The 25,393-nt window shown below is 34.1% G+C and carries 24 protein-coding genes; 15 read left to right on the forward strand and 9 right to left on the reverse strand.

Annotated elements, in window-relative coordinates; genetic code table 11:
• The first annotated feature begins 175 nt into the window (after positions 1-175).
• The 3 genes from LCF45_RS11525 to LCF45_RS11535 all read left to right on the forward strand — a co-directional run bounded on the left by LCF45_RS11525 (position 176) and on the right by LCF45_RS11535 (position 3,301).
• Positions 176-1,207 carry an alpha/beta hydrolase gene (locus tag LCF45_RS11525; protein WP_263894839.1) on the forward strand — a complete coding sequence of 344 codons (1,032 nt, stop codon included), beginning with the start codon at positions 176-178 and terminating at the stop codon, positions 1,205-1,207.
• 224 nt (positions 1,208-1,431) lie between these two features.
• A complete protein-coding gene (locus tag LCF45_RS11530) occupies positions 1,432-2,298 on the forward strand; it encodes an ABC transporter permease subunit (protein ID WP_088265783.1) in 867 nt (288 codons plus the stop codon).
• A 1-nt stretch (position 2,299) separates the two neighbouring features.
• Positions 2,300-3,301, forward strand: coding sequence for an ABC transporter permease (locus tag LCF45_RS11535; protein ID WP_002127307.1), 1,002 nt, complete (start codon positions 2,300-2,302; stop codon positions 3,299-3,301).
• Between the two features lie 45 nt (positions 3,302-3,346).
• Here the strand turns inward: LCF45_RS11535 and LCF45_RS11540 are convergent, their stop codons facing one another.
• Together LCF45_RS11540 and LCF45_RS11545 are read right to left on the reverse strand one after the other, a co-directional pair.
• On the reverse strand, positions 3,347-5,047 hold the full coding sequence (locus LCF45_RS11540; protein WP_016120175.1) for a pyruvate oxidase: 1,701 nt from the start codon (positions 5,045-5,047) through the stop codon (positions 3,347-3,349).
• A gap of 82 nt (positions 5,048-5,129) precedes the next feature.
• Positions 5,130-5,867: a ZIP family metal transporter gene (locus LCF45_RS11545; protein ID WP_016120176.1), complete on the reverse strand. Its 738-nt coding sequence runs from the start codon at positions 5,865-5,867 to the stop codon at positions 5,130-5,132.
• A gap of 370 nt (positions 5,868-6,237) precedes the next feature.
• On the opposite strand from LCF45_RS11545, the gene LCF45_RS11550 reads away from it, so the two are divergent.
• Both LCF45_RS11550 and LCF45_RS11555 read left to right on the forward strand, forming a co-directional pair.
• A complete protein-coding gene (locus LCF45_RS11550) occupies positions 6,238-6,942 on the forward strand; it encodes a class I SAM-dependent methyltransferase (protein WP_050000728.1) in 705 nt (234 codons plus the stop codon).
• Between the two features lie 450 nt (positions 6,943-7,392).
• Complete coding sequence (locus LCF45_RS11555) at positions 7,393-8,076, forward strand: DUF7003 family protein (protein WP_412838327.1); 684 nt, start codon at positions 7,393-7,395, stop codon at positions 8,074-8,076.
• A 166-nt stretch (positions 8,077-8,242) separates the two neighbouring features.
• Here the strand turns inward: LCF45_RS11555 and LCF45_RS11560 are convergent, their stop codons facing one another.
• Together LCF45_RS11560 and LCF45_RS11565 are read right to left on the reverse strand one after the other, a co-directional pair.
• A complete protein-coding gene (locus LCF45_RS11560; RefSeq protein ID WP_215560394.1) occupies positions 8,243-10,744 on the reverse strand; it encodes a heavy metal translocating P-type ATPase in 2,502 nt (833 codons plus the stop codon).
• 1 nt (position 10,745) lies between these two features.
• A complete protein-coding gene (locus LCF45_RS11565; protein WP_002109853.1) occupies positions 10,746-11,093 on the reverse strand; it encodes an ArsR/SmtB family transcription factor in 348 nt (115 codons plus the stop codon).
• A 525-nt stretch (positions 11,094-11,618) separates the two neighbouring features.
• On the opposite strand from LCF45_RS11565, the gene LCF45_RS11570 reads away from it, so the two are divergent.
• The 3 genes from LCF45_RS11570 to LCF45_RS11580 all read left to right on the forward strand — a co-directional run bounded on the left by LCF45_RS11570 (position 11,619) and on the right by LCF45_RS11580 (position 16,168).
• Entirely contained in the window at positions 11,619-12,932 is a 1,314-nt protein-coding gene (locus tag LCF45_RS11570; RefSeq protein ID WP_002189551.1) for a hemolysin family protein, read from the forward strand.
• A gap of 353 nt (positions 12,933-13,285) precedes the next feature.
• Positions 13,286-14,641 (forward strand): RNA-guided endonuclease TnpB family protein, encoded by a 1,356-nt coding sequence (locus LCF45_RS11575; RefSeq protein WP_263894841.1) that lies wholly within the window; start codon positions 13,286-13,288, stop codon positions 14,639-14,641.
• A 660-nt stretch (positions 14,642-15,301) separates the two neighbouring features.
• Complete coding sequence (locus tag LCF45_RS11580; RefSeq protein ID WP_078203257.1) at positions 15,302-16,168, forward strand: MBL fold metallo-hydrolase; 867 nt, start codon at positions 15,302-15,304, stop codon at positions 16,166-16,168.
• A gap of 97 nt (positions 16,169-16,265) precedes the next feature.
• On the opposite strand, the gene LCF45_RS11585 is transcribed toward LCF45_RS11580, so the two are convergent.
• The 3 genes from LCF45_RS11585 to LCF45_RS11595 form a co-directional block, all read right to left on the reverse strand.
• Positions 16,266-16,916, reverse strand: coding sequence for an SMI1/KNR4 family protein (locus LCF45_RS11585; RefSeq protein ID WP_263894842.1), 651 nt, complete (start codon positions 16,914-16,916; stop codon positions 16,266-16,268).
• 136 nt (positions 16,917-17,052) lie between these two features.
• Positions 17,053-17,994 (reverse strand): nucleoside hydrolase, encoded by a 942-nt coding sequence (locus tag LCF45_RS11590; protein ID WP_050000733.1) that lies wholly within the window; start codon positions 17,992-17,994, stop codon positions 17,053-17,055.
• A 33-nt stretch (positions 17,995-18,027) separates the two neighbouring features.
• A complete protein-coding gene (locus tag LCF45_RS11595; RefSeq protein WP_078203259.1) occupies positions 18,028-18,630 on the reverse strand; it encodes a DUF2441 domain-containing protein in 603 nt (200 codons plus the stop codon).
• A 229-nt stretch (positions 18,631-18,859) separates the two neighbouring features.
• Between LCF45_RS11595 and LCF45_RS11600 the strand changes: the two genes are divergently transcribed.
• The 5 genes from LCF45_RS11600 to LCF45_RS11620 all read left to right on the forward strand — a co-directional run bounded on the left by LCF45_RS11600 (position 18,860) and on the right by LCF45_RS11620 (position 21,811).
• Positions 18,860-19,345 (forward strand): DUF2798 domain-containing protein, encoded by a 486-nt coding sequence (locus LCF45_RS11600; protein WP_002185892.1) that lies wholly within the window; start codon positions 18,860-18,862, stop codon positions 19,343-19,345.
• A 181-nt stretch (positions 19,346-19,526) separates the two neighbouring features.
• Positions 19,527-19,952 carry a DMT family transporter gene (locus tag LCF45_RS11605; RefSeq protein ID WP_078203260.1) on the forward strand — a complete coding sequence of 142 codons (426 nt, stop codon included), beginning with the start codon at positions 19,527-19,529 and terminating at the stop codon, positions 19,950-19,952.
• Positions 19,953-19,970: 18 nt separating this feature from the next.
• Positions 19,971-20,663, forward strand: coding sequence for a Crp/Fnr family transcriptional regulator (locus LCF45_RS11610; protein WP_002127320.1), 693 nt, complete (start codon positions 19,971-19,973; stop codon positions 20,661-20,663).
• 19 nt (positions 20,664-20,682) lie between these two features.
• Positions 20,683-21,153 (forward strand): DMT family transporter, encoded by a 471-nt coding sequence (locus LCF45_RS11615; protein WP_002127321.1) that lies wholly within the window; start codon positions 20,683-20,685, stop codon positions 21,151-21,153.
• A 154-nt stretch (positions 21,154-21,307) separates the two neighbouring features.
• Positions 21,308-21,811 (forward strand): GNAT family N-acetyltransferase, encoded by a 504-nt coding sequence (locus tag LCF45_RS11620; protein ID WP_002012819.1) that lies wholly within the window; start codon positions 21,308-21,310, stop codon positions 21,809-21,811.
• A gap of 376 nt (positions 21,812-22,187) precedes the next feature.
• Here LCF45_RS11620 and LCF45_RS11625 read toward each other — a convergent pair whose 3' ends face one another.
• Entirely contained in the window at positions 22,188-23,009 is an 822-nt protein-coding gene (locus tag LCF45_RS11625; RefSeq protein ID WP_002189563.1) for a class I SAM-dependent methyltransferase, read from the reverse strand.
• A gap of 46 nt (positions 23,010-23,055) precedes the next feature.
• Positions 23,056-23,496, reverse strand: coding sequence for a MarR family winged helix-turn-helix transcriptional regulator (locus LCF45_RS11630; RefSeq protein ID WP_002189564.1), 441 nt, complete (start codon positions 23,494-23,496; stop codon positions 23,056-23,058).
• Positions 23,497-24,166: 670 nt separating this feature from the next.
• Here LCF45_RS11630 and LCF45_RS11635 point away from each other — a divergent pair.
• Both LCF45_RS11635 and LCF45_RS11640 read left to right on the forward strand, forming a co-directional pair.
• A complete protein-coding gene (locus LCF45_RS11635) occupies positions 24,167-24,574 on the forward strand; it encodes a GNAT family N-acetyltransferase (RefSeq protein WP_002127326.1) in 408 nt (135 codons plus the stop codon).
• An 82-nt stretch (positions 24,575-24,656) separates the two neighbouring features.
• Positions 24,657-25,310 carry an MBL fold metallo-hydrolase gene (locus LCF45_RS11640; protein WP_002012823.1) on the forward strand — a complete coding sequence of 218 codons (654 nt, stop codon included), beginning with the start codon at positions 24,657-24,659 and terminating at the stop codon, positions 25,308-25,310.
• The last annotated feature ends 83 nt before the right edge of the window (positions 25,311-25,393 follow it).

Raw genomic sequence — 25,393 nt, forward strand, 5'->3', positions numbered from 1 at the left:
AAATACGTGTATGCGAGATGTTTTCAAGTCTTTCTGCAATGAATATATAGAAAATTAAGGAAATGTTAAGGGTTTATGTAGTGGAAAGTTAAGAAGTGTGTGGGAGACTAATAATGTACAAACAAATTTAGATGGAATTGATATTTTTATAAATTTACAGGAAAGGAAACGTTGTATGAGGAAGATAAAAAAATTAATAAAACTTATCGGAGTCATTACTATACTATTACTAATCATAGCGTTGGTATTTCCTACATGGACCTCACAAATAAAAGGGAAAAACAGTATAAGTACATTAGAGCAAGTAGAGATAAATGGAAGTGGTCATGAAATTATGATACGCGGAAAAGATAAGAAGAATCCAGTTATTCTCTTTATCCATGGTGGACCAGGTTCTTCAGAAATACCATATGCTCAAAAATATCAAGACTTATTGGAAGAGAAATTCACAGTTGTTAATTACGATCAAAGAGCAAGTGGAAAATCGTATCATTTCTTTGAAGACTATTCTAACCTTTCATCAGATCTACTCGTGGAGGATTTATTAGCTATGACGGATTACGTTTCAAAACGTCTAGGCAAAGAAAAAGTAATTTTAATAGGCCATTCTTATGGTACATATATTGGAATACAGGCTGCCAACAAAGCTCCTGAAAAATATGAAGCATATATTGGCATTGGACAGATGAGCGATACAGTAGAAAGTGAGATGGATAGTTTAAACTACGTTATTGAACAGGCACATAATGCGGGGAATGCGGATGAGATTTCACATTTAAAAGGGTTAACTGAAAAAATTAAAAATGGTGATACATATACCCCGCGAAATTATGTTGCGAAATATGGTGGAACATCAAGACTCATTGAAAATCCAGATGGTGATTACATGAGGATGCTATTTAGTAATGAATATAACTTGTTAGACGTAATTCGTTATAACGTTGGATTATCACATTCTCAAACTGTCTTATTAAAAAAAGATTTAAAGAATCCATTATCTACTAAAGTAACTAAGCTGAATCTACCGCTTTATTTTCTTATGGGTAAATATGACTATAATACTTCATTTCATGCAGCAAAACAGTATTTTGATAGAATTGAGGCGAATCAAAAAGAATTTATAGCTTTTGAAAACTCAGCACATTACCCTCAATTTGAAGAGAAGGAAAAGTTTTATGAGTGGTTGTGTGATACATTCGTAAAATGAAATTAAATAAAAAAGCACTTATTTTAAAAATAAGTGCTTTTTTATAGTATATAATCGAGCGAGAAGGAAAATGTTGGATAATAATCGAAAGATATAATACAACTTCAGAGAAATGACGAGAATCGATATGTTTTGTCGAGAGAGGAGTTATTTTATTAAAAGGTATAGGTACTATACATAGTTTTAATTTCTGAATATTCATTTAAACAAAAGGGGTAATAGTTATGTTTATTCGAATTGGTAAGTGGTGTGGGGTTACATGTTTACAATTATTTGCGGCACTTATTTGTATTCTATTTTTAGGGGCACTACCGCGTTTATTTAAGGGATTACAAATTGATCTAATCGGTTTTTGGAACACAGTTGTGTTTCTTGGAGAGAAGTTACTTCAACCAGGTGAAATTACGTATGGATTTCGGAATTCAAGAAAGTTATTTCCACAAATATGGATTCATTATGTAGAAACAATGTTTGTATTTATTTCGGCATTTATACTATCTTTACTCATTGCGTATCTTATCGTTGTGTGGGTATTACAGCGCTCTCAATCAAAGCAACGTATGTGGAATGGGATTTTCGTCGCACTTGAAAGTATTCCGGACATTTTATTAATTTTATTATCTCAACTTCTAGTAGTAATAATCTTTCAAAAGACAGGTTTTATGCCAGTGAAATTTGCAGGACTTGGAGAGGAAAGGGCTCGCCTGTTACCAATAATATGTCTTACTTTACCTACAACATTATTATTTATTAAGTTACTACTATTACGTTTCAGAGAAGAATTAGAGAAAGATTATAGTATATTTGCTAAGAGTAAAGGGCTAAGTTTAAGACATATTTTGACGCACCATATTTCAAGAAATGTCTTGTTAACAACAGTCTATTATGCAAAAACGAATATTTTATTTATGTTATCAAACTTATATATTATTGAATGGCTGTTTAATACGTACGGTATGTTCGTTTTCGTAAAAGAAAATTCAAAATTAGAAATATTTACAGTGAGTTTAGTTTTATTATACGTACCGCTTTTTATACTATTTCGTTTATTACATACGCTTTTACAAAATGTTGTAAAGGGGCGTGTGTAACATGTGGCAAGTTGTAAAAAGAGATGTGAGATTTTGGCTAGGTGTTACTTTTTTGAGTGTACTAATGATTGTTAGTATTGGAAATACGCTGTTTTTCGATGGGAATATTCGTGAACTAACGATGATGTATAACGAAAAAGGAGAATTAGAGGCTGCTCCGTTTTCACCGTCGAGTAAATTTTGGTTCGGAACTGATGAGAAAGGCCGTGACCTGTTCCAGTTAATAATAGAAGGAGCGAAATGGACAGTTGGTGCAAGTATCGTTATCGCAGTTTTACGTGTAGTAATTGGAGGAGCTATTGGTTTATTACTTGGTATGTACAGTAAACGCTCATTTCCAGTTATCTCATCTTTTTTTGATCCGTTTAGTATTGTACCAATGATTATGATTTCCTATTTTATGTTAAATTCAGTTTTAACGTTCGAAAGTGGAGAGGAGGCTGCTCCGTTTCATTTACGGGTTGCGTTTCAAATTATAGTTCTTGCGTGCCTTGCTGTACCGACTGTTATGTTGTATGTGGCGCAAGAAGTAAAACGTATTAAGAATGAAGAATTTATGTTGGCGGCCACTGTGCTCGGCGGAAGTAAGTGGCAGAGGTTGAAACGCCATGTATGGCCGCATATGTTACCATCATTTCTTTTATTAGTAGCCCAGCAATTTGTAAGTACTTTATTAATCCTCTTGCACCTTGGTTTGTTAGAATTATTTTTTGGCGGAACAATAATTTTTGGTACAGAAGCAGATAGTGTAACAAAAGAATGGACTGGCCTAATTGGTCAAAACTTCCGTCATTTAACCACACATACATGGATTGTACTTATACCAATTGCTTTTTATAGCATGACAATTTTAGCGGGAAATCTAGTTAGTAATAGTATGCAAGATGCGATTAAGCTAGGGAATGTTAGAAGAGCGAATCGGAAGAAGGAAGAAGTGAAAGTAGAGAAACAAATACAGCCTACCGTGAATGATTTTTCATTTCATAGAGAGGTACAAAAATAAAGAAAGATAGCTGAAGACAAATTGTTTTCAGCTATCTTTTTTTATTTAAAGTGGTGGTAAATCAATCTTACCTTCTTCAAATAATTCTTTTATCATATGTTTCGTATAACCGGCTGCTTGACCAAATGTGATTTTTGCTGGCATTGGTGCTTCATTTACATCTACAACTACATCAATAATGCATGGTTTACTTTGTTTTACTGCATTTTCAAAGGCGGGAAGTAAGTCATCTAACTGTTCTACACGGTATCCAATACCACCGCACGCCTCAGCATATTTTGCGAAATCAGGATTCGTTAAGTCTGTACCAAATTCAATATTTCCCATAACTTCTTGTTCAAATTTAATCATAGCAATTTTATTATTGTTTAATACAACGACAACGATTGGCAGTTTATATTTAACAGCTGTTACGAAGTCATTCATTGTCATTCCGAATCCGCCGTCACCACAAACTGCAAACACTTGTTTATCCGGGAAAGCAATTTTTCCAGCAAGTGCACCAGGTAAACCGCAGCCAAGTGTTGCAAGCCAACTAGAAATGATAAATTTCTGGTTTGTCATGCGGAAGTGCCTTGCAGTCCATACTGTTACATTTCCGACATCGACTGAAAGAATTGCGTCATCTTCTGCTACTTTCTGCAGTGCATGCATAACTCGCTGTGGTTTAATTGGAGTCGAAGAATCTTCTTCTTGATTGTGTAATTTTTCTTCCCACTTTTTCATCATTTCTTGATGATGCTCTAAGAAGGAATGATCCTCGTGTTTTTCTACATTTTCAATTAACCATTTTAATGTTTTATCAGCATCACCAGCTAAGCCGATATCTGTCGTATAACGTTTCCCGATTTGTGCGGGGTCTGTATCAATATGAAGTGTTTTTGCTTTTTCGGGTAAGAAACCAGTGAACGGATAAGAAGTGCCCACCATAATTAAAGTATCTGCATGTTTCATTGCTTCATAAGAAGGTTTCGTTCCGATTAATCCTAATCCACCGATACAAAGAGGGTGTTCATCAGGAACAATCCCTTTAGCTGGTAATGTAAGTACGATTGGAGCACCGATATGTTCTGCAAATGCAAGCAAAGACTCTCTTGCATGTTTAGCTCCTTTCCCGGCTAAAATAACAGGTTTTTTAGCTTCATTAAGTGCGAGTTTTGCTATAGCTAAATCTTCTTCTTGCGGAAATATTTCAGGTAATGTAAAGGAAGAGTTTGTAATACGTGCACCATTTTTCACTTCGAATTTCGGAACATCATCTGGAATTGTAAGAACTGATACACCTTTTTTTGTATATGCCATTCGAATAGCTTGATTCACTACAGCAGGTAACTGTTCAGCTGACATTATTCGTTGGTTATAAACGGCAACATCATCAAACATTCTTTCTAAGTTTACTTCTTGGAAAAAATCCGTTCCGAGTAAATCGGTTTCTACTTGTCCTGAAATTGCTAGTACGGGAGCTTGATCGAGTTTGGCATCGTATAAACCGTTTAATAAATGAATAGCCCCAGGTCCTGCAATAGCCATACAAACACCAAGTTTTCCTGTTAATTTTGCATAGGCTGCCGCTGCTAACGCGCCAGCTTCTTCATGGCGAACTTGAATAAATTTAATTTTATCTTGTTTTTTTCTTAAAGCTTCAATTATAGAATTGATGGAATCTCCTGGCATACCATATATGTGTTCTACACCCCAGTCAATTAAAAGATCCACTAATGCTTCACCGGCTGTTTTACCAAACATAATCGTTCCTCCTTATAATAGGTAGATACTATTATGTTTTGGAGAAAAAGGAAAAATATACAAGTAATATAACTTATTTGTTTTAGTGATGTCCAGTGAAAAGAGTGAAGACTGTTATTAGTAAAAATCCACTAATAGACCACGATAGAAACGGAAGGAAAGGTAGCTGTTTTTTTGCTTTCCAAAGCATTTCGTGAATTGTGACATAGCCAAGAGAACCAATTGCGCTTCCCATAATAAGTCCTTGTAAATGGAGAGCTTTCCCGTCCATCATAATGCCAAAAACAGTACCGGTCCCTAGGATAAGAGAAAGTAATAAAGTTGTTAATAAAAATGAAATGTATTTATGTTTTGTAAAGAGAAATGGAATAATTAAAGCTAACCCTTCTGGAATATGGTGAATGACAATCGCAAGTAAGAAAGGAATGGCAGAGTCATTATGATTTATAAACGCTGTTCCTAACGCAAATCCACTCGGCATATTATGAATGAATATAGCGAAAGAAAGAAAAAGGAAGGTTTGCCATGCTTGTTGATCTTTCTTATGTATAATCGGATGATGGCAATAGTTATCTAATAAGCTCATAACTAAAATACCGATAGCTATACCGAGCATAGGCCCAATTATTTCATAGCTTGAAAATGTTTCAGGAATAATTTCAAGTGATAATAATCCAAGTAAAATCCCACCACATAATGCGTATAAACGATGCATCTTTTCTTCAATTAGTTGGCGTGTTACTACTCCAACAGCACCTCCTAATAGTAATCCACCGAACGAAAAAAACGTAACGATTATTGGAATCCATAGACGTTCCATATTATCACACTCCGATTCTATACCCTTAATTTCAGCTTACTGATGGGGGAGGGAGATTAGTCCAAATAATTATGTTTGATTATAGAGAAAAATCTATCAACTCGTTATAATGTATATATCGAATTTAACAGAAGATGCGAAATGGGGAATAAGATTGCAAACAAAATGGAGTTTATCCCGCTTTAACGGGCAATAAGACTCCCATCTCAAAAGTCAGGGAATACGAGGCAGTTAGACGGGAGGTCAACTGCCCGTAAAAGCCCGATTGGTTCAACTAATAATCAGTGGGGGATGGACACTCCCCACTGATTAAAGTTTCACTTTATCCGAATGTGAGAATCCAGAACGGTATGATGTAGAAAATAAAAGTTTGTCAGATTTTCCGTTCTTACTATCATGGGTGCAAAAACTAAATATACAAAATGAATGGATTCTAGATATAGCCTGTGGAACAGGGAGAGTTACAATTCCATTCATAGAAAACGGATATCAAATGATTGGTATAGATATACATGAAGGAATGCTTGCTGAAGCGAAGAGTAAATCTGCGAGTTTAAAGAATATAAAGTGGTTACAACAAGACTGCTTGCAATTGAGCGTCGAAGAAACAATTCCGTTAGCATATATGGTTGGCCATGGATTCCAGCATTTTCTTACGAATATACATCAAAATCAGTTGTTAACATCTATTCATAATGCATTAGCTGAGAATGGTATATTTATATTAGATACACGTTTTCCTTCAAAAGAAGAATTAATGCAACCATCTACAGAAGAATATTGGACAACTATTACAGATGAAAAGGGAAGAAGATGTGATTTATATACTGAGCTGAATTATGATTCAATTCAGCAAATACAGCACTACATAACAACAAGAAGGTTTTATGAGGATAATACGCTAGTAGAGGAATTGAAGACAACGATTGATCTTCGCTATACGTATCCGCAGGAGTTAGAAAGATTGCTAGTAGAGAATGGATTTGAATTGTTACATATATACAATGATTGGGATGGGAATGAGTTGCAGGAGGATTGTTATTCTATGGTGGTAGTTTGCCGGAAGAAAAGATAGGGATGCTGAGTATTAGTTGATAAGTGACATAAAGAAGTGCTCCTAAGAATATAACAATCGGACGCGTTTATATAGAAACGCGTCTTTTCTTATATAGTAAGTTATTAGAAAAAATGATCAAACTGTATTTCACATTAACAATAGACTATGTGTCTTTGTTTTTATTGTAAGGAAGAATAAGAGGAGCTGCAGTGGGGTGTTACGGTGGGGACTGTGAAAATACAATTATAGAGAAAATGAAGGATAGCGTCATAATCAAATGTTGTTTACTGTGCTATTAGAGTTTTATATAATATACAAATAAACAAAACTGGATATTTGCCATTTTAGAGGGACATAAAAAAATGTCCTGGTATTTAGATAATGTTTATGAGTTAAATAAAGAAAAACGAATGTAATAAAAATTTACTATACTAACTTTATGGAGAGTAATGTTATGAAAGCAGAAAAATACTTGAAACACTAGATAGGTACGCGGGGGAGTTTGATTTTCCAGTACTTGATAACTATAATTTTGACTTAGCACAATCCAGAATATCTGTTTTTCGAGAGGAAGACAAGTGGTTCATTGTATTTGAGGTTGTGGGCGTTGATGCAAACCTTGAGATATCGAATAACTTCTATGTGTATAGTAATAGCATGAGACAGCAAGGGTTTTTTTCATGTTTTGATGAAATCTTAACGCTGGTAAATGAAGAGTATTGGTACGATGATGAAGATCGTTTCCTTGTAGGTCCTTTTCATATGGAGCTACTGTTGAAAGGAGAACATATTACCTTAACACCAACGGTAGAAGAGTATAAGCGTTTAGGAATTGAAACGGATTCATTTCATCTTACCAAACTTATTCGTTATTTAACTTCTGTATATAAGGAGAAATTCTGGATAAAGCCCTCGGACATGTTAGATGAAATCAATGCAGAATTTAAACCAAATCTATTTTATCAAACAGAAGAATGGGAACATCCTGATGTTAGTGATGATCAAAAACCGAGTGAGAGCATATTCTTTCAAAGTTTAGCTAAAGCGATTGAATTAAATAATGTGAATTTGATAACTGTAGGGAAAGTAAATAATGATTGGACCAATTGGACATGGAGTGATTTTGAAAAACAAGAAGAGGATGATCTTTAAATCAGAAGATGAGGAAAAGATAGAATGTGTTGGTATAGGTTCATAGTAAATCAGCTGTTCTCGCAGTAACGCTTATTTTTGTAAACGTCCACTAAATGATAACATTTCTACATCCTAATTCAATTTGTATATAAGATAAGGAGCTACTCAGTAGCTCCTTATCTTATTATTTGTTCCGTAATAAACGCATACTGTTAAGGATTACAATAAGTGCAGCGCCTGTATCACTTAGGACAGCCATCCAAAGAGTAAGCCAACCTGGGAAGATAAAGGCAAGGGCGATAAATTTAATAATCAATGAGAACCAAATATTTTGTTTTATGATGTGCAATGCTTTCCGACTTAGTTTCATTGTATAAGGAAGTTTTTCAAGATTATCTGCCATTAATACAATATCTGCCGTTTCCATTGCGGTATCAGTTCCTGCACCGCCCATTGCAATCCCTAGGTTTGCAGTAGCGAGGGCAGGGGCATCATTTATGCCGTCCCCAATCATAGCCACTGTTTTTCCTTCAGATTGAAGTTGTTTGACAGAATGAACCTTATCTTCTGGAAGTAAGTTAGCAAAATAGCGATCTACTTTTGCTTTCTGTGCAATGTGTTCTGCGGTTCCTTCATTGTCTCCTGTTAACATAACAGTTTCCCGAATACCTGATTGTTTTAATTCTTGAATTGTTCCATAAGTAGTAGAACGAATGGAATCTGCTACTGAAATCATTCCTAAAATGACTTTGTTCGTTCCAACAAGTATCACGGTTTGACCAATTCTTTGCATCTCCTGAATCGGTTCGTTCCACATTTGAAGTGAAACTCCAAAACCTTCATATAATGCTTTATTTCCAGCGTAGTATGTTTCGCCATCTATCGTTACTTGCGCACCTTTTCCTACAATGGTGCGGAAGTCTGTTCCGCTTTGGATAGAAGTTTGATGCTCTTTCGCATATGCTGTAATTGCTTTGGCAATGGGATGATTAGAGTATTCTTCAATTGTTGCTGCGATGGATAATAACGCATCTTCAGTACAATCTACGCTGCGTACATGCATTACTTTTGGTTTTCCTTCAGTCAATGTTCCTGTTTTATCAAACGCAATAGCATTTAATGAACCTGCGATTTCTAGAGCAGTACCACCTTTAATGAGTACACCGTTTCTTGCTGCATTTCCAATTGCAGATACAATAGCAACAGGAGTTGAGATAACTAAAGCACAAGGACACGCAACAACAAGAAGTTCTAATCCTTTATAAAACCATTCCATCCATTCGCCCATACCAAGAAGGGGAGGGATAATTATGACACCAATTGCTAATACAAAAACGATAGGTGTATAGATTTTTGCAAAACGATCAACAAATGCTTCTGTCGGTGCTTTATTTTCCTGTGCTTCCTCTACAAGGTGAATAATTCGAGATAACGTAGTATCCTCAACAAGTTTAGTGACTGTAATCTCAAGAGAACCTTCATCATTAATCGTTCCTGCATATACGGAATCACCAATTTGTTTATCAATTGGGATAGATTCACCAGTTATCGGCGCTTGGTTTACAGTAGAATTGCCTCCTATAACTGTACCGTCTAATGGGATTTTTTCACCTGGCTTTACAACAATCGTTGTATTCACTGCAATATCATCAACAGATTTTTTTATAAGTTCAGTTCCAATTTTTACCCAAGCTTCTGATGGGGCTAAATCAATTAATCCACGAATAGATTCTCTTGTGCGTTCAATAGATTTATTTTGTAGCGTTGCCCCTAATGCAAATAGCCAAACAACTGTTGCGCCTTCTAGCCATTGACCAATTAATGCGGCACCAATAGCGGCTGATATCATGAGAACGTTCATATCGAGTGATTTACTTCTAATTGCATAAAAGGCACTTTTAGCAGGTTTATAACCACTAATACCAATGCTCACCGCATAGAGAAGTGTAATAAGAAGAGGGGATATGTTTGTAAAGTTTCCTCCAAATCCTAAAGCTAAAAATAATCCTGAGAGAATCAAAGTTGTATTTTTTGATTTTGAAACAGGTGTTGATCCTCTACGAGCTCCAGCTAAAGTGGCTTCAAAGCCTGCGTTAGATACTTCTTTTATAATGTCATCCACATTTCGGTCATGACGAATATGCATTTTTCCAGTAGCGAAGTTTACTCGAACTTCCTCTACGCCAGAAACGTTGTGTAGATGCTTTTCGATTGTTAAAGCACATGCACCACAATCCATACCTTCTACAAGATAAGTTTGTACGCCATCTCCTGATATTTTCTGAGTATTAAGAAGAGGTGATGGATCTTCACATGAGCTATCACTACAGCAAGAAGATTTTGATGTCATTGATTCTTTTTGTAGGGCTAATTCAGCTGAACAACAAGTTTCAGTTTTAATAGAATTGTTGTTACTACTACAGCAAGAGGTTTCCTTAGTAATAGGGATAATTGGAATCTCTGTTTTAGAAGAGCAACATGACGATGTTTCTTTTGTAGTTTTTTCTTTTTCAGTTTTGGTTTCACCATTACAACAAGAAGTGTTTTTAACAATTGGCACAATAGGAATCTCTTTTTTGGAAGAGCAACAAGATGCAGTTTCCGTTGCTAATTCTTCTTTTGTGGATGCTATGGAAGAATTTTCACAGCAATTTGTTTGTTTTTCGCTCTCCTTTTTATCTGTCATATCAGTTCTCTCCTTTTTGAGATAAACAACCATCGTTTTTATCACATGATGCTACTTCATTTTGCACCTCATGAAAGACAACATCGAACATTGTAAGTAACTGTTCAATTTGTGTACTGCGTAAAGAATAGTAGACATACTTTCCTTCTTGTCTACCTAGGATGATGCCGCATCCTTTTAAACAGTTTAGGTGTTGTGAGATATTTGACTGATTTCCTTTAGTGATTTCTACAATTTCGGATACCGTTTTTTCACCATCTAACATACATTGAAGAATCTGAAGTCTAGTTTTATCAGCAAAGCCTCGAATAAATTTGGCTTTTATATCTAAGTCATTTGAGTTACACAATCGTATCCTCTCCATTCGTATTAGTAATAACTAATATGTTTATTCTTTATTCATATTAGCATTGGCTAATATGTGTGTCAAAATGTTTTCGAAAAGTCTGATAAAAATTACTGAGCTTTGTTTTTTGCTGTGAGAAGGAATGTAAATAATGAATAAAAAATAATATAGTTAGTGGAAGCGAAGGGTATGTTATAGTGTTTGGTGCACGCATTAAGAAATTTTAGGAAACAGGGGAGAGAAGTTCTTTGTTTAATTTTCAGGGTATTTCAAATGTAAACATTGACTGGGATTTATTTCTCATGCTAACATATAGATAATTTAATCAAGGCGGTGGAAATATATTGGACTCAGATGTTGACTCGGATAGGTGGCTAAATGACCTCGATTTTCTCAGAGTACCCCTCATCATTTTGAGAATGTAGATTGTATACAATCTCATGTTAATGTGTATGAAATTGTAGGTATGGAAAGAGAAAATATATCAGGAGGTGAATCCTTTAGTTTCAAGGAAGCTAAGGGAATTAGTTGGACATATTTAATTTAATCATGGTAGCGGTTTTAATCGCATGTACTGCATTTTTCGTGGCAATTGAGTTTGCTATTGTAAAAGTAAGAGGATCAAAGATTGATCAATTTGTATTAGAAGGAAAGAAGGGTGCGCTGGCAGCTAAGAAAGTGACATCAAACTTGGATGAATATTTGTCAGCTTGTCAATTAGGGATTACAGTTACAGCAATGGGCCTCGGGGCACTAGGTGAACCAACGATTGAGAGACTTTTACATCCTTTATTTGATAAGTGGAACATTAATCCTTCTATTGCAGGTGTATTATCTTTAGGAATTGCTTTTACTATAATGACGTACTTACATGTTGTAGTTGGTGAGTTAGCACCAAAAACATTTGCGATTCAAAAGGCTGAGAAGGTTACTTTATTACTTTCGGCTCCGCTTATCTGGTTCTACAAAATCATGTATCCGTTTATTCGCTTGTTAAATGGCTCTGCAAGGATGATAACAGGAATGTTCGGCTTAAAACCTGCATCAGAGCATGATGTAGCACATACAGAAGAAGAATTACGATTGATTCTTTCTGAAAGTTATGAACGTGGAGAAATTAATCAAGCTGAATACAAATATGTAAATAATATTTTTGAATTTGATAATCGTATTGCGAAAGAAATCATGGTCCCTCGTACAGAAATTATAGGGCTACATGTAGATAATTCTTTAGCAGACCATATGAAAATAATCCGTGATGAAAAGTACACACGTTACCCAGTATTTGGGGAAGATAAAGATGAAATCATTGGTATGGTGAATGTGAAAGATTTCTTTATCCGTTATATGAATAAGGAAGCAAAAGAATTCAGTTCTATTCAATCGTATACGCGTCCAGTAATTGAAGTAATTGAGACCATACCAATACATAATCTTTTACTACAAATGCAAAAGAAACGTATTCCGTTGGCTGTGTTATATGATGAATACGGCGGTACGGCTGGTATTGTAACCATTGAGGATATTCTGGAAGAGATTGTAGGAGAAATCCGTGATGAATACGATGAAGATGAGCGTCCTCCCATCCAACAAATGAAGGAAGGTCATGTTGTCGTAGAAGGTAAAGTATTAATTAGTGAATTAAATGATTTACTAGGATTACATATGAATGATAGTGATGTTGACACGATTGGTGGTTGGATTCTGATGCAGAATTATGATATCCAGGAAGGGCAAACAGTGAATAGCGAAGGATATGCATTTAAAATTCTTTCTAAAGACCCTCACCAAATCAAACGTGTTGAAATACAAAAAGAAATGTTGGAAGCAGCAACTGTATAGTTGCTGCTTTTATCCTTTTTGGCAAGAAGACTCCATCTGATTTGTGTTACGGGTGAAACCCAACAATTCAGGTGTAGATGAATTGCCGTCAGAAGGTAGGCTGAACTCTTTTGTTTCGTTCATAACAATTTTTTGAGGGCGAATATTTGTTTCTTTTTGTCTTACGATATAATCTGCCCTTAGATAAGGAGGGAATATATCGTAAGACAACGAAATTGGATAATAATAATCATTCGGTTACTTGCGCTAAAAGGAATTACGATGAAGACCATGTTCACATTTTGTTCCAAGTATTGATTTGTTAAAAGTAACTAATGATTTTAATAAACCCTCTGAGAAAGGTGGTGAAAACAATGGCTAGAAAGAAAGCAGTGAAAGTATTACGTAAACAAAAGAAAAGAGAAAACATACAACGATTCACGCAGAAACAGAATATCGGACGAGCTTGCCTTACTGCGAAAGAATTTCGCTTACTGCAACGCATGTCACATAGTTCAAAAGCGTTGCGAAATGTTGGATTATACACAATTAAACAAAGTTACTTGAATAATAACAAGATGGCTACTGTAAAAGAAGTGGACACTGCCATGCAAGCCGATATGAATTACTGGGGCATTCAATCAAACTCTGTTCAAGCGATTCGTAGATCCTTATTTACAGAAGTAAAAAGCTTTTTTAAAGGATTGGAACAGTGGAAGAAAAAACCTGAAACCTTCGCAGGTCGTCCTAAGTTTCCGAATTATTCTGGTTCAACTGACAAACGAATTATTGAAATCTATCAAGTTCCAAAAGTGGATGATAACGGGTATTGGATGATTCCAATGAATGTTGCATTCAGGAAAAAATTCGGTTCCATTAAAATACGTATGCCTAAAAATGTAAGAAATAAAAAAATCTCCTACATTGAGATTGTACCGAAGCAAAAAGGTCGGTTCTTTGAGGTGCATTACACATATGAAATGCACGTTTCTCAAATGAAGAAACCATCCACGACTACTAGTAACGCTTTGAGTTGCGATTTAGGTGTAGATAGATTATTAAGTTGCGTAACAAATACAGGTGATGCATTTTTAATTGATGGAAAAAAACTAAAATCTATTAACCAGTACTTCAACAAAATGATACGTAATCTCCAACTGAAAAATGTGGAAAATGGACTTTCTAAACGAGTTATAACGAACAAAATGGCTGCACTTTGGCATAAACGGGAACGACAAATAAATGGTTACATTTCACAAACTGTCGGCTTGTTGTTCAAAAAAGTGAAAGCATGTAACATAGATATGGTTGTCGTAGGGTATAACACTGGTTGGAAACAAAAATCTGATATGGGGAAAAAGAATAATCAAAAATTTGTTCAAATCCCATTTCATAAACTGATTGCAGCGATTGAGAATAAATGTATAAAAGAAGGTATACGATTTTTAAAACAAGAAGAAAGCTATACTTCAAAAGCTAGTTTTCTTGATAAAGATAAGATTCCAGTTTGGTCTAAGGAGGATAGGACTCATTATCGCTTTAGTGGCAAACGAATCACTCGTGGTCTGTATCAAAGTAAATCAGGAACATGTATCCATGCTGATATTAATGGTGCATTGAATACATTGGAAAAATCAAAAATTGTACAATTGGATGACAATCTCAAAGTGAAAACGCCGATTCTATTAAAAGTGCAAAAACGTAGGGCTTTTGCTTCGCGCATAGCTTAGTGGGTGTGTCAACCATCCATGTGTACTCGACTTGTCGGGGCCTGTAGCACACGCCGGATTCATCTGAGTGGTGGCTTCTTCTATAAGGAAGAACTGCTCTTTTTCGAAAGGGTGGTGCAAGTGGGGAAACGATTATTCGTTTCTAGTACCAACCAAAAACATAATTGGGGTGTTACTGTGAGGTGGCATGAATGCTAGAGCGTCAACTGTCTAGTGATAGATGAAAAGACCTAGCGTTCTAACTCAAGCCCCCACTGAAACGCTTCATCTCAGTGGGGATAGTTGACTCAGCTGATAACATGGTAGCCCTCCTTATTAAATTCATTGATCAACTTTTTACCTGTTAACACATTACCGAAATAGGGAATGATTGGTTCCTTTGCATTCCAGGTTCAACACTCCTTCGATATTGTAAAATGTATCTCATTTATACAAATTGTAATATAATTTAAATGTAAATTCGTAGCGTAAAATAGATTAAAAGTAACAAATGTTGAGAAAGGATTCCCTTGTCAAAATTAGTATTTGTATTTCACTAGATAATAAAAAATGTAGAATGATTTTATTTCTGACATTGTTATTTAATAGTAATCAAAATACAAAATAAAGAATTTTCTCGGCTGGAAATTGTTACATACTCATAAAATGGAGGCAATAGTTATGCAGCAAATTAAAAAAATAGGAAACGCATTTTGGTACATGACACCTGTTTCCGAGACTGATAGACCTATCTTAGGAATGGTAGTTGGAAAAGAAAAGACTTTGATGATAGATGCAGGTAATTCAGAAGCACATACACAATTGTTTTTAGAAATGCTAAAAGAGCAAAATATCTCAAATCCTGATTTTGTAGCATTAACGCATTGGCACTGGGATCATATTTTTGGATTGCCTGTATTACAAAATGCATTGTCTATCGCACATTTTGAAACAAAAAAAGAGATGAACACACTTGTTTCTTATGAGTGGTCGGATGAGGCATTGGACACACGAGTGAAAGAAGGTACAGAAATTGAATTTTGTGCGGACTGTATAAAAAAAGAGTTCAGTGAAAAACCAAGAAATATTCAAATTCTTCCGCCGTCCTTAACCTTTCAGAAACAACTTGAATTAGACCTTGGTGATGTGACATGTGTGTTAGAGCATGTGGGCGGGAACCATTCACATGACTCTGTTGTCATTTATATTAAAGAAGAAAAGATTTTATTTTTAGGAGATTGTATTTATGCAGATATTTTTTCTTCTAAGTGGAACTATACGACGAAACGAACGTTTAAACTGATACAAGAGTTAGAGAAATTTGATGCCGAGACCTATATTCTTTCACATGGGGAAGCTATAGATCGAAATGAATTTTTGCGAGAGATTCGTTTATTAAAAACAGTAGGAACTTATACGGAAACTCATAAAGGCGATGAAGAGAAGATAAAGGCAGCATATAAACAAGAACTAGATAGAGAATTAAATGAAGATGAGCTAGAAACAATAACGTACTTTGTAAATGGTTATGAAATGGTTAATCTGTAAAACCTAACTCAAACCAGATTGAAGCTTATTCTGATTTGAATATAATTAAACTGTACAAAAAGAGTATTGAAAGTTAATTCAATACTCTTTTTAATAATTAAATATTTAGTCCCAACCAATTTCTAAATTTTTTTGCTGGCTCATCATCTGGGTTTACACCACTTTCAAGACTGGTTGTGAACGGTAACCACTGCCAATCCTCGCATCCTACAAAAGCTATTCTTGACCAATTATCAATGAATTCAATGAAATTATTCGCAATCTTATATCCATGTCCTTCTCCATCCTCGTGACTTAGGTAAATTATCGGAGCATCTATATTATCTTGCATATCAAATGCTAAATAATCCCCATTGCCCACTTCACAAAATGCTAATTTATTATGCCACACTATATCATATTCATCTTCAGGATTTGGAAAAACCGTGTCAATCCAGTCTTTTCGTTCTTTTTCAAACTCAGAAAGACTTTCTAAACTCCAGTGGGGTGTTCCGCAAAAAATTTCACGAAATTCATTTGGTAGCTCCATATCGTCAGGTAAAAACCAGCGTAAGCTAAAATTTCCTGAGAACTCTAAAAGTACTTTTTTGAAACTATTTGGTAATTTAACACCAAGTTTTTTTTTCACTTGGATTATCTTTTCAAGAGAAGATGGTTCATCTATACAAACTTCTTGAACTTCACCGCCTATTTCTTTAATTCTAGAAGTTATTATTTCTATTCTTTCTTTTAGTAACTCGTAATCCATCATATCACCCCATGTTATATTAATTAAAGTATATCATTCTTAATATACTTTTCGTTTGGGTTTCTAACTTTTAGGAGTGATTTCTCAGAATATATGTATTGTAATCTTAAAAGTTATTTTTCGTAAAATTGAGGTTTCAAGTAGCAGCTTTTTTAGCTAATTCAGTAATATATTCAAAGAATACATCACGTTTTACATCATAAACGACATTTACAGGTCGCCCATCATCAGTTGCCACTGTACGTCCTTGACTAGGTCCGTATGTATGAACAATACTTTTAATCGCTTGTACCTTTGCAAGATCAGCTTTCCCAGCAAAGGCAGCGGTTAATACATCCCACAAATAGTAAGTAGAGTTCGTTGAGAAGTGAACGAGAGGGGGAACCATTGCATAGCATTGACCAAGGAAATCAACACCAATATACTTACGCTCTTTTGCCCACTGTTCACGTATGTCTATAGTTAGCGGAACCTGGTTTGTACTTTCTAGAGTTACTAAATCAATGATTATATTAGCATTCCAAACACGAGCTACTGCTTCGGGATCCCAAAATGAATTCCACTCGGCTGTTCCGTCATGTTCTGGCTCATGTACATTGCCTGCAGTACGAAATGTACCGCCCATCCAAACGAGACGTTCAATTTTATCTTCGATTATTGGAGATTCATATAGTGCACGAGCAAGGTCAGTCAGGGGCCCTGTAAATAATAAAGTTGTTTTTCCATCAGTTTGTAGAAGAGTCTCTATTATATGATGATGTGCAGGTTTTTTTGATGCAGGTGTAACAACTTTCCCAAACTCATTTAAAATTGGTAAAGCATCTACATAAAATGCATGCATCCGCCATTCTTTTGGAAATGGGTTTTTTCCACGAGAGTTGGACGCTGCTACCTCAATATTATTTTTGCCGAAGCGATCTATAATTTTACGACTGGCAGACATTGCTGGTTCTAAATAACAATCTGCAGGAATAACTGAAACACCTGTAAGTTCTACATTTTCCATCTGGAGTAGTAAAAATAGTGATATTAAATCATCTACACCACCATCATGATTGAAGTACACTTTTTTCATCATTTTAATCTCCATTCTTTAATATTTAACCAGGAATTAAATTTTAATTGATGAAAAATCATCAATAATTTCCACCACTTCAATTCTCCCATTAATCAGTAACTCAGGAAGTTCATTTCTAACGTTTCCTTTCCAATACTCTCTAGCTTGTTCCATTTTTTGAGCGAAAGGAATACCATCTTCTTTCGGTAAAAGATTTCCGTCACCTTCAAAAGAACTACCGATCACTCGTAGTTTAACAATCTGTAAAACATCTCGATTATAAGAATCAAATAAAGCTTTCCATTTCAAAGCATCCTCATAGCTTTTTGAAGCATATAAGCAAGACAACCTTGAGGGATATTCAGGAAATTCTTGCAGTCTAACCATTTCCACAATCGTTTCTCTAACCGCTCTAATTGTTTGATCTATATAATTCAGAACTACTTTAGCATTTTCATTATTTATATGTAATTCCTCATTGATATAATGCCTTTTTAAAATTTGAATGGAGTCTTCATCATTAGAATTTAATTGTTCTCTTTCAAAAAAGAAGTGAAATAAAGTATTAGTTTGATTTTTGTCAAAGTGAATGATTTTTCCGATACTCATTGTTTTCCTTGTAACGATGTGATATGCGTAAAATTCCGCTTTATTCATGGTTATCCTCCTAGTAGTAATTATCATATAATTCAATATTAAATTTAATAATTCAACATCAAAATATATAAAACCTTTGTAAGTAAAAAGTTATAAAGTGGGAGGATTGGAGTGAAGAGTGGAAGAAATGCACGTAAACGCTTTAAAAATGTTCACAAAATGTTCACTTACGAAGGAGTTTCCAATATCGATATAATGACAAAGACTCAAAGAGAAGGGATGATGAAAATTGCCAACAACAAGAAAGGAAAACCTCCAATTTGGTATGATGATGTGCCTCGGGATGGTTATCGTTATGACGTTTTACAATTTATTAATGAATGGAGCAGGAGGGCCAATTCATATTAAGGAGATCGCATTAGAACTAATAATTGGATTTATTATTGCGCTATTAATTGAAATATGTATCGTAGGACCGTGTGCGAAAAAGATTGTATTTGCATTACCATTTGATAAATCAAAAAAAGTAAACATGATTATTGCGATGGCAACAACAATGGTAATCGGAATGGTATTCTTTATGTCATTTTACGGAATGGCTATGATGTATTTACATAATGGGTTACATGGTGACTCATTCGCTTCAATTTATTTCTCGATTTTCATTAAAAATTTCATTATGGCGTACCCACTTCAATTAATAATAATGGGACCTCTTGTACGTTTCTTATTTGGAAAGTTTGTTTTGAAGAATAAAGCTGTTAATGTAGCATAGTTTTAATTACTAAAATATTATATACGGATGAAGTGTTTTAAACACATCTCACATATTTTGAGATGTGTTTTTTCGTGTACATTACTAATTATTTTCATATTGATGTGACATTTGTCCTTTTGTCGTTGTAGTATTGTAGCTTTTAATTAAATCATAGATAGAAGATTAGGAGATGATTTTTTTGAAAGGTATTTTACTTTCAGTTTTTGGAGGAGTATTCATTACACTTCAAGGTACGTTTAATGCGAAACTTAGTTCAGATATCGGTATATGGTCGACGAGTATTATTACGCATTTAATTGGGTTTCTTATTGCAACAACTATATTTTTGTTAAAGAAAGAAGAGAAAGTAACGGATTTAAAGGGTGTAAAAAAAGTATATTTAGCAGCTGGCGCACTTGGTGGGTTGATTACTTGTGCGGAAACAATGGCGATATATTCAATGGGAGTTACATTAACAGCTGGAACACTTATGGTTGCTCAATTATTAACAGCTACTGTTATTGAAATGAAAGGATTATTTCATATAAAAAAGATACAAATGGAGAGATACCATATTGTGGGGACAATAGTAATGATTTTAGGTATTTTTGTGTTTAATATGTAAGGAAAGAAGGGACTGTAAGTGGATAATAAATCAGACTTAATTATTCAATATTTGAAAGCTTATAATATACTTGAAATTTTTTCAGGAATAAGTACTGACAATTTTCAAGTAAATCATTTTGAAAAAGGCAAGCTTATTTGCGATAAAGATGATGAAATTCATCGTTTATATTTTGTTATTAAAGGAAAAGTAAAAGTTTACACGATTACACCAGAAGGAAAGAAACTAATCCTTCGCTTTATCAATCCATTAGCAATTGTTGGTGATATTGAATTAATACAAAATAGCAAAGCACATAATGTTGTTGAAGCTTGTTCAGATGTTGTAGCAATCTCCATTTCTAATACAGTTATTAGAAATAAGTTATTACATGATCCTATATTTATGAAGTTCTTGCTTGAAAACATTGCGAACACGTTAAAAATATCGACTCGTTTTACAGCTCTAAATTTACTTTATCCGGTAGAAGTACGTGTAGCTAGTTATTTACTTTCGATTTCAACGGATAGTAATGGGAATATGTATAAAGAGGATTTAGATTCAACTTCTGTATCAAGTATTACAGATTTTATAGGTGTAAGTTATAGGCATGTAATTCGAGTTTTACAAAAATTTTATAGTGAAAAATTAATTGAAAAGAATAATGGAGTTATTGTAATTAAAGATTTTTCTAGAATGAAGGAAGTTGCTAAAGATAATATATATGAGTAATGAAAGGGAGAGAAGGGTTATGATTGGATTTAGTTTAGCTATATTAGCTGGAATATTAATTAGCTTACAATCTGTTTTTAATACGAAAGTGAATGAAATTGTAGGACAGTGGTTAACAACTGCATGTGTTCTTGGAATAGGTCTCATAAGTTCTGTTTTATTTCATATCATTACAGAGAAAAGTATAAGCGTTAACTTTTATACTGCAAATTATTTATTTTATATAAGTGGATTGTTTGGTATCGGATTAATTATTTGTATAATGGGTGCAATAAAGAGTTTAGGTCCAGCTTATACGGTGCTCATTAGCCTTATTACTCAATTAGTTGTTGCATTATGTGTTGATACATTTGGATTGTTTGGAATGGAGAGAGTACCTATACAAATAAATAAATTAATTGGTATAGGTCTATTAATTGTAGGGGTAGGAATTTTTAAAAATTTTTTTTCGAATAAGAAAGCTATTACTATAAATGAGGATAGGGCCTAAAGAATTTAAAGGAAAAAGGTGTTAATAATTAGAACATATACATTTAGGTGGTAGTAAATGAGCGATAAGGAGAGAAAATAAGTGATTCAGTACATGTTGGAAGATGGTGTACATTATATTATGAGTGCAGTGACATAACTAGGAGGTTTCCACTATGACAGCTTTATTTAAAGCTATGGAGTTCCAGCTGAAAACTGAACGACTTGATCTGAGTATGTGGGAGGAATCCGATTCAGTCTGGATGAGAAAATTAATTGGCGAACGTGGTGTGGATATGCCAACCCTTGACGCCGTTCGTAGCATGCTTATAGAGATGCGTAAGAGAGCAGGCGAAAATGGCATTTCCCTTCTCACTATTCGCCGACGAGACGAAGGTGATTTCATCGGATACTGTGGCTTGATTATCGGTCGTTCCACACTGGAAGAGCCGGAGATCGCATACGAGTTGTTCCGCAGTGCTCATGGCAAAGGCTATGCGACTGAGGCAGCATCTGTTGTGCTGGACGCTGCGATTGCTACGGGGCGCCACAGACTTTGGTCGACTGTAGGCGCTTGGAATGTTGCGTCCTTCCGGGTGTTAGAAAAGATAGGATTTAAGAGGCATCACAGTACGTGGGACGAGCGCGGTGAGATTGTTTGGAACGTACGCGACCTTTAGAAATCCCGGACCTAACTCGAAACTATTGAAAAGGAGAAGAGGTCATTAGTTTGGGCAAGAATCCAGATAAAGATAAAATAACTGATTTATAATTCAAATAGTGACAAACTATAACTGAAGCATGTCCTCGAAAGCGGAGTGTTGCCTTCGCACCGAGGCTATGCCCTCCCCAAAAAACCAATCGAACGTTTCAAGTTATATATCTTTATTATACTGATTAAACTAAATATTTATTGTTTACTTATTTCATTCATTATGTAAATAAAAAAGGATAGTTAGCCCTCATAATGGACTAACTATCCTATAGATTATTATATGAATTTAATAAAATCGAGGTCTTCTTTTATATATGATTAATATATAAGCTATAGATTTATCATTTTTCAAACCGTATATGAACGAACTTCAACATCTTTATTAAATTTACAATCCGCATCATAATTCGTGTACTTCCATCCCAATCTTTATTTGTAGGTATATGTTTAAAGAAAGGGGAGCAGCTTAATATTTTTATGTTAGAAGACCACTTTTCTATTGTCTTTGGATTATTTACGTAAAAATACATCATAGCGCCGTTATTACCAGATTTTTTTACAGTAGCATTCGAAAGTGTCAGTGCGAACTTTGATTCGGCATCAAAATATAACTCTCCTCCAGGAAAACGTTTTGCCATAGCGACAAATATCTCCTTCAGTTCTTCTTCTTTAAAGTAATAAAACACACCTGCTGATATAAAAAGAATACTGTCTTTTGGATCATATTTTATATCGTTGAACCAAGAAGTGTCAAAAAATGATTTGGCAATGCTTATATTTCGTGGTGTATCTTCAATTAATGTTTTGCGGAAAGCGATCGCATCAGGCAAATCAAGGTTATACCACTGTAGGGTACCGTTATCAATTCTTGAAAAAGTAGTGTCTAGTCCAGAACCGATATTTACTATAGTAGCATTCGGATGTTTTCTAATAAATTGTTTAATAGTATCGTCTATTTTTCTTGCACGGGTAATGTAAGTGATACATCCATATTCGCCAAATGTATCTGCTATTTTAGAGAAATCAAAGTCGCATTCTTTAATAATCCGAATAGCTTCCGTATCATCTAAAATATCCTTGTTTTTCTCACTACCATATGCTCGTCCCCATAGTGGAATAAGCATAGTACTTTGAACTGATTGTAAATCTATTTCTTTAACCATGAAACGTCCTCCATTTAATAATAAAAAAATATCATAATATATATGATTAGTCGTTATTTAGCATTTTTGATAGCATTTTATTTGTTTTATACAGTCCGTAAGTTAAATCACGTTGATCTTCTTCACTGAGTTTTTCAAGATTATTAGTGAAATTATTATAAATTTGTTTCCATCTTTCATAATGTACTTTTTCAGCTTTATCTGTTAAGGAAATTAAAACAGCTCGTTTATCTACTGTATCTTGTTTTTTTACAATGTATCCGTTTTGCTCTAAATTACGAACGGTTACACTTAATTGTTGTTTAGGTATGTTTAAATAACTAGCAATCATTTTTAAATTTACAGCGACTTTTTGCTGGGCAATATACTCAATTATGTGTTGCTCTAAATGTGTAAATTCAGTGGATTTCTCTGATAATAATTTGAAAGTACCTGACATATTTAATAATAAATTCATGTATTCGTTTATTAATTCTTTATTAGTCATTATTTTTCGTGTCCTTTATCAATTTAGTAATTATTTTATTACTATTTTTACTTAAAATCAAATAATAACATTGATATTAGTAATTGTTTATTTACTAATATCAATGTTATTTAAATCGTGAGAGATGCAGTAGAGGAAAAGTTAAAGTTTTTTATGAGCGGTGAGTAGAAAGATTATAAAATATTACTTTATACATAAAAAACTAATGAAGCCAATGTCTTTTTCAGTCATTATACTATTAATAATTTTATGGTAAAATCTTTTACATAATGAAATAAAGGGGTAGTATTCTATGGGTTATTTCTCAAATAGTTTATTAGTTTTGTTTGTTCTTATCGTATGTAGCTGTATGATTTTTGGTTGATAATATAATGATGGATTGATATAAAAGAAGGTATCTCACAAAGATGAGATACCTTCTTTTTCGTATAATTGTAATTTAGATTCAGTATTTGGTGATGGTTGAAATGTATATATTTTATACTCACCATTAGTTGATATATTAAACAAATATTAAATAGAGAAATATATATGGTACCAATCTTATTAAGCTTATGTTTTTAAAGAGAAGGAGTTTCATTTTTTTTTATTGAAGTATTGTTCTAGTCAGTTTAACGACGGTCAAAAATTTTATGGAATAAAAACAAAAAGGATGATAAGGAGTATTTACATGAAAACTATTTTAAATTACACGATTGAACCCCCTAAAGATTTCAATGAATTATTAACTATGTATGAATCTTTAGGATGGAATTCTCTTGAATTATCGGTTAATGAGTTAGAGCAAATGTGTAAACAAAGTTGGTATGTGATATATGCTTTTAAAGAGCAACAATTAATTGGGATGGGACGAGTAATATCAGATGGTGTAATAACGGGCATTATTTGCGGTGTATGTGTAATGCCAGAGTATCAGTCCATGGGTGTTGGAAAGGAAATAGTGGAACGATTAATCCGGCACTGTGAACAAAAACGAGTTATTCCACAACTTATGTGTGTTGAAGATTTAAAATCTTACTATGAATCAATTGGATTTGAGGGATTTTCGATTGGTATGACGAAACATATTAAACGATAGCGGGGCTTTGTAATTTAGAATTACTTGTTTATCAGGCCAATTTTTAGATTTCAAAAATTTCGTTATAAAGGAGAATAATGTTATGGAGATTGCTAAAGGGGTAGAGATGTTACATCTTGAATTTCAAGAGTATATTATTCACCCAATTCTTTTATGGGATGATGAAATGGCAGTTTTAATAGATACTGGATTTCCTGGACAAATTGAAGATATACGAATAGAGATGGGGAAGGTTGGAGTATCGTTTGATAAACTAAAAGCCGTGATTTTGACGCATCAAGATATAGATCATATAGGTAGTCTTCCTGAACTATTACAAAACTGTGGAAGTAATATAAAAGTCTATGCTCACGATCTAGATAAGCCGTATATCGAGGGGGAGTTACCTTTGTTGAAGGATGCACAAGTACAGAATCCTCCGAAAGGAAAAGTGGATGATACTTTGGTTGACGGCCAAGAACTTCCATATTGCGGTGGTATTCTTATTATTCATACCCCAGGGCACACTCCTGGTCATATTAGTTTATATTTGAGACAAAGTAAAACTCTTATCGCTGGGGATTCAATGTATAGCGTAAACGGAATTTTAGGTGGAATTCATGCCCCAACTACTTTGGATATAAAAGAAGCGCAAAATTCTTTGAAGAAGTATTTAAATCTAGAAATTGATTCTGTAGTTTGTTACCATGGTGGATTAAGTAAGGGGAATATAAATGCACAAATTCAAGAGCTATAGATAAGAATTTTTTGTTAATCAGTGCTAAAGTATAATTTAATTGCTAGTATATAAATAAAACCCTTAAATTAATAAAGAGCATG

It is taken from the genome of Bacillus sp. 41-22 (assembly GCF_025809295.1).
In the GTDB taxonomy this organism is placed as follows: domain Bacteria; phylum Bacillota; class Bacilli; order Bacillales; family Bacillaceae_G; genus Bacillus_A; species Bacillus_A mycoides.

Coding starts and splice junctions, on each gene's coding strand:
- LCF45_RS11540 (WP_016120175.1), bottom strand. CDS start 5,047: ATGTTTGGTAAAACAGCCGGTGAAGCATTAGTGGATCTTTTAATTGAC.
- LCF45_RS11615 (WP_002127321.1), top strand. CDS start 20,683: ATGATTGGATTTAGTTTAGCTATATTAGCTGGAATATTAATTAGCTTA.
- LCF45_RS11640 (WP_002012823.1), top strand. CDS start 24,657: ATGGAGATTGCTAAAGGGGTAGAGATGTTACATCTTGAATTTCAAGAG.
- LCF45_RS11625 (WP_002189563.1), bottom strand. CDS start 23,009: ATGGTTAAAGAAATAGATTTACAATCAGTTCAAAGTACTATGCTTATT.
- LCF45_RS11530 (WP_088265783.1), top strand. CDS start 1,432: ATGTTTATTCGAATTGGTAAGTGGTGTGGGGTTACATGTTTACAATTA.
- LCF45_RS11630 (WP_002189564.1), bottom strand. CDS start 23,496: ATGACTAATAAAGAATTAATAAACGAATACATGAATTTATTATTAAAT.
- LCF45_RS11545 (WP_016120176.1), bottom strand. CDS start 5,867: ATGGAACGTCTATGGATTCCAATAATCGTTACGTTTTTTTCGTTCGGT.
- LCF45_RS11580 (WP_078203257.1), top strand. CDS start 15,302: ATGCAGCAAATTAAAAAAATAGGAAACGCATTTTGGTACATGACACCT.
- LCF45_RS11590 (WP_050000733.1), bottom strand. CDS start 17,994: ATGATGAAAAAAGTGTACTTCAATCATGATGGTGGTGTAGATGATTTA.
- LCF45_RS11560 (WP_215560394.1), bottom strand. CDS start 10,744: ATGACAGATAAAAAGGAGAGCGAAAAACAAACAAATTGCTGTGAAAAT.
- LCF45_RS11535 (WP_002127307.1), top strand. CDS start 2,300: ATGTGGCAAGTTGTAAAAAGAGATGTGAGATTTTGGCTAGGTGTTACT.
- LCF45_RS11595 (WP_078203259.1), bottom strand. CDS start 18,630: ATGAATAAAGCGGAATTTTACGCATATCACATCGTTACAAGGAAAACA.
- LCF45_RS11620 (WP_002012819.1), top strand. CDS start 21,308: ATGACAGCTTTATTTAAAGCTATGGAGTTCCAGCTGAAAACTGAACGA.
- LCF45_RS11585 (WP_263894842.1), bottom strand. CDS start 16,916: ATGGATTACGAGTTACTAAAAGAAAGAATAGAAATAATAACTTCTAGA.
- LCF45_RS11635 (WP_002127326.1), top strand. CDS start 24,167: ATGAAAACTATTTTAAATTACACGATTGAACCCCCTAAAGATTTCAAT.
- LCF45_RS11525 (WP_263894839.1), top strand. CDS start 176: ATGAGGAAGATAAAAAAATTAATAAAACTTATCGGAGTCATTACTATA.
- LCF45_RS11575 (WP_263894841.1), top strand. CDS start 13,286: ATGGCTAGAAAGAAAGCAGTGAAAGTATTACGTAAACAAAAGAAAAGA.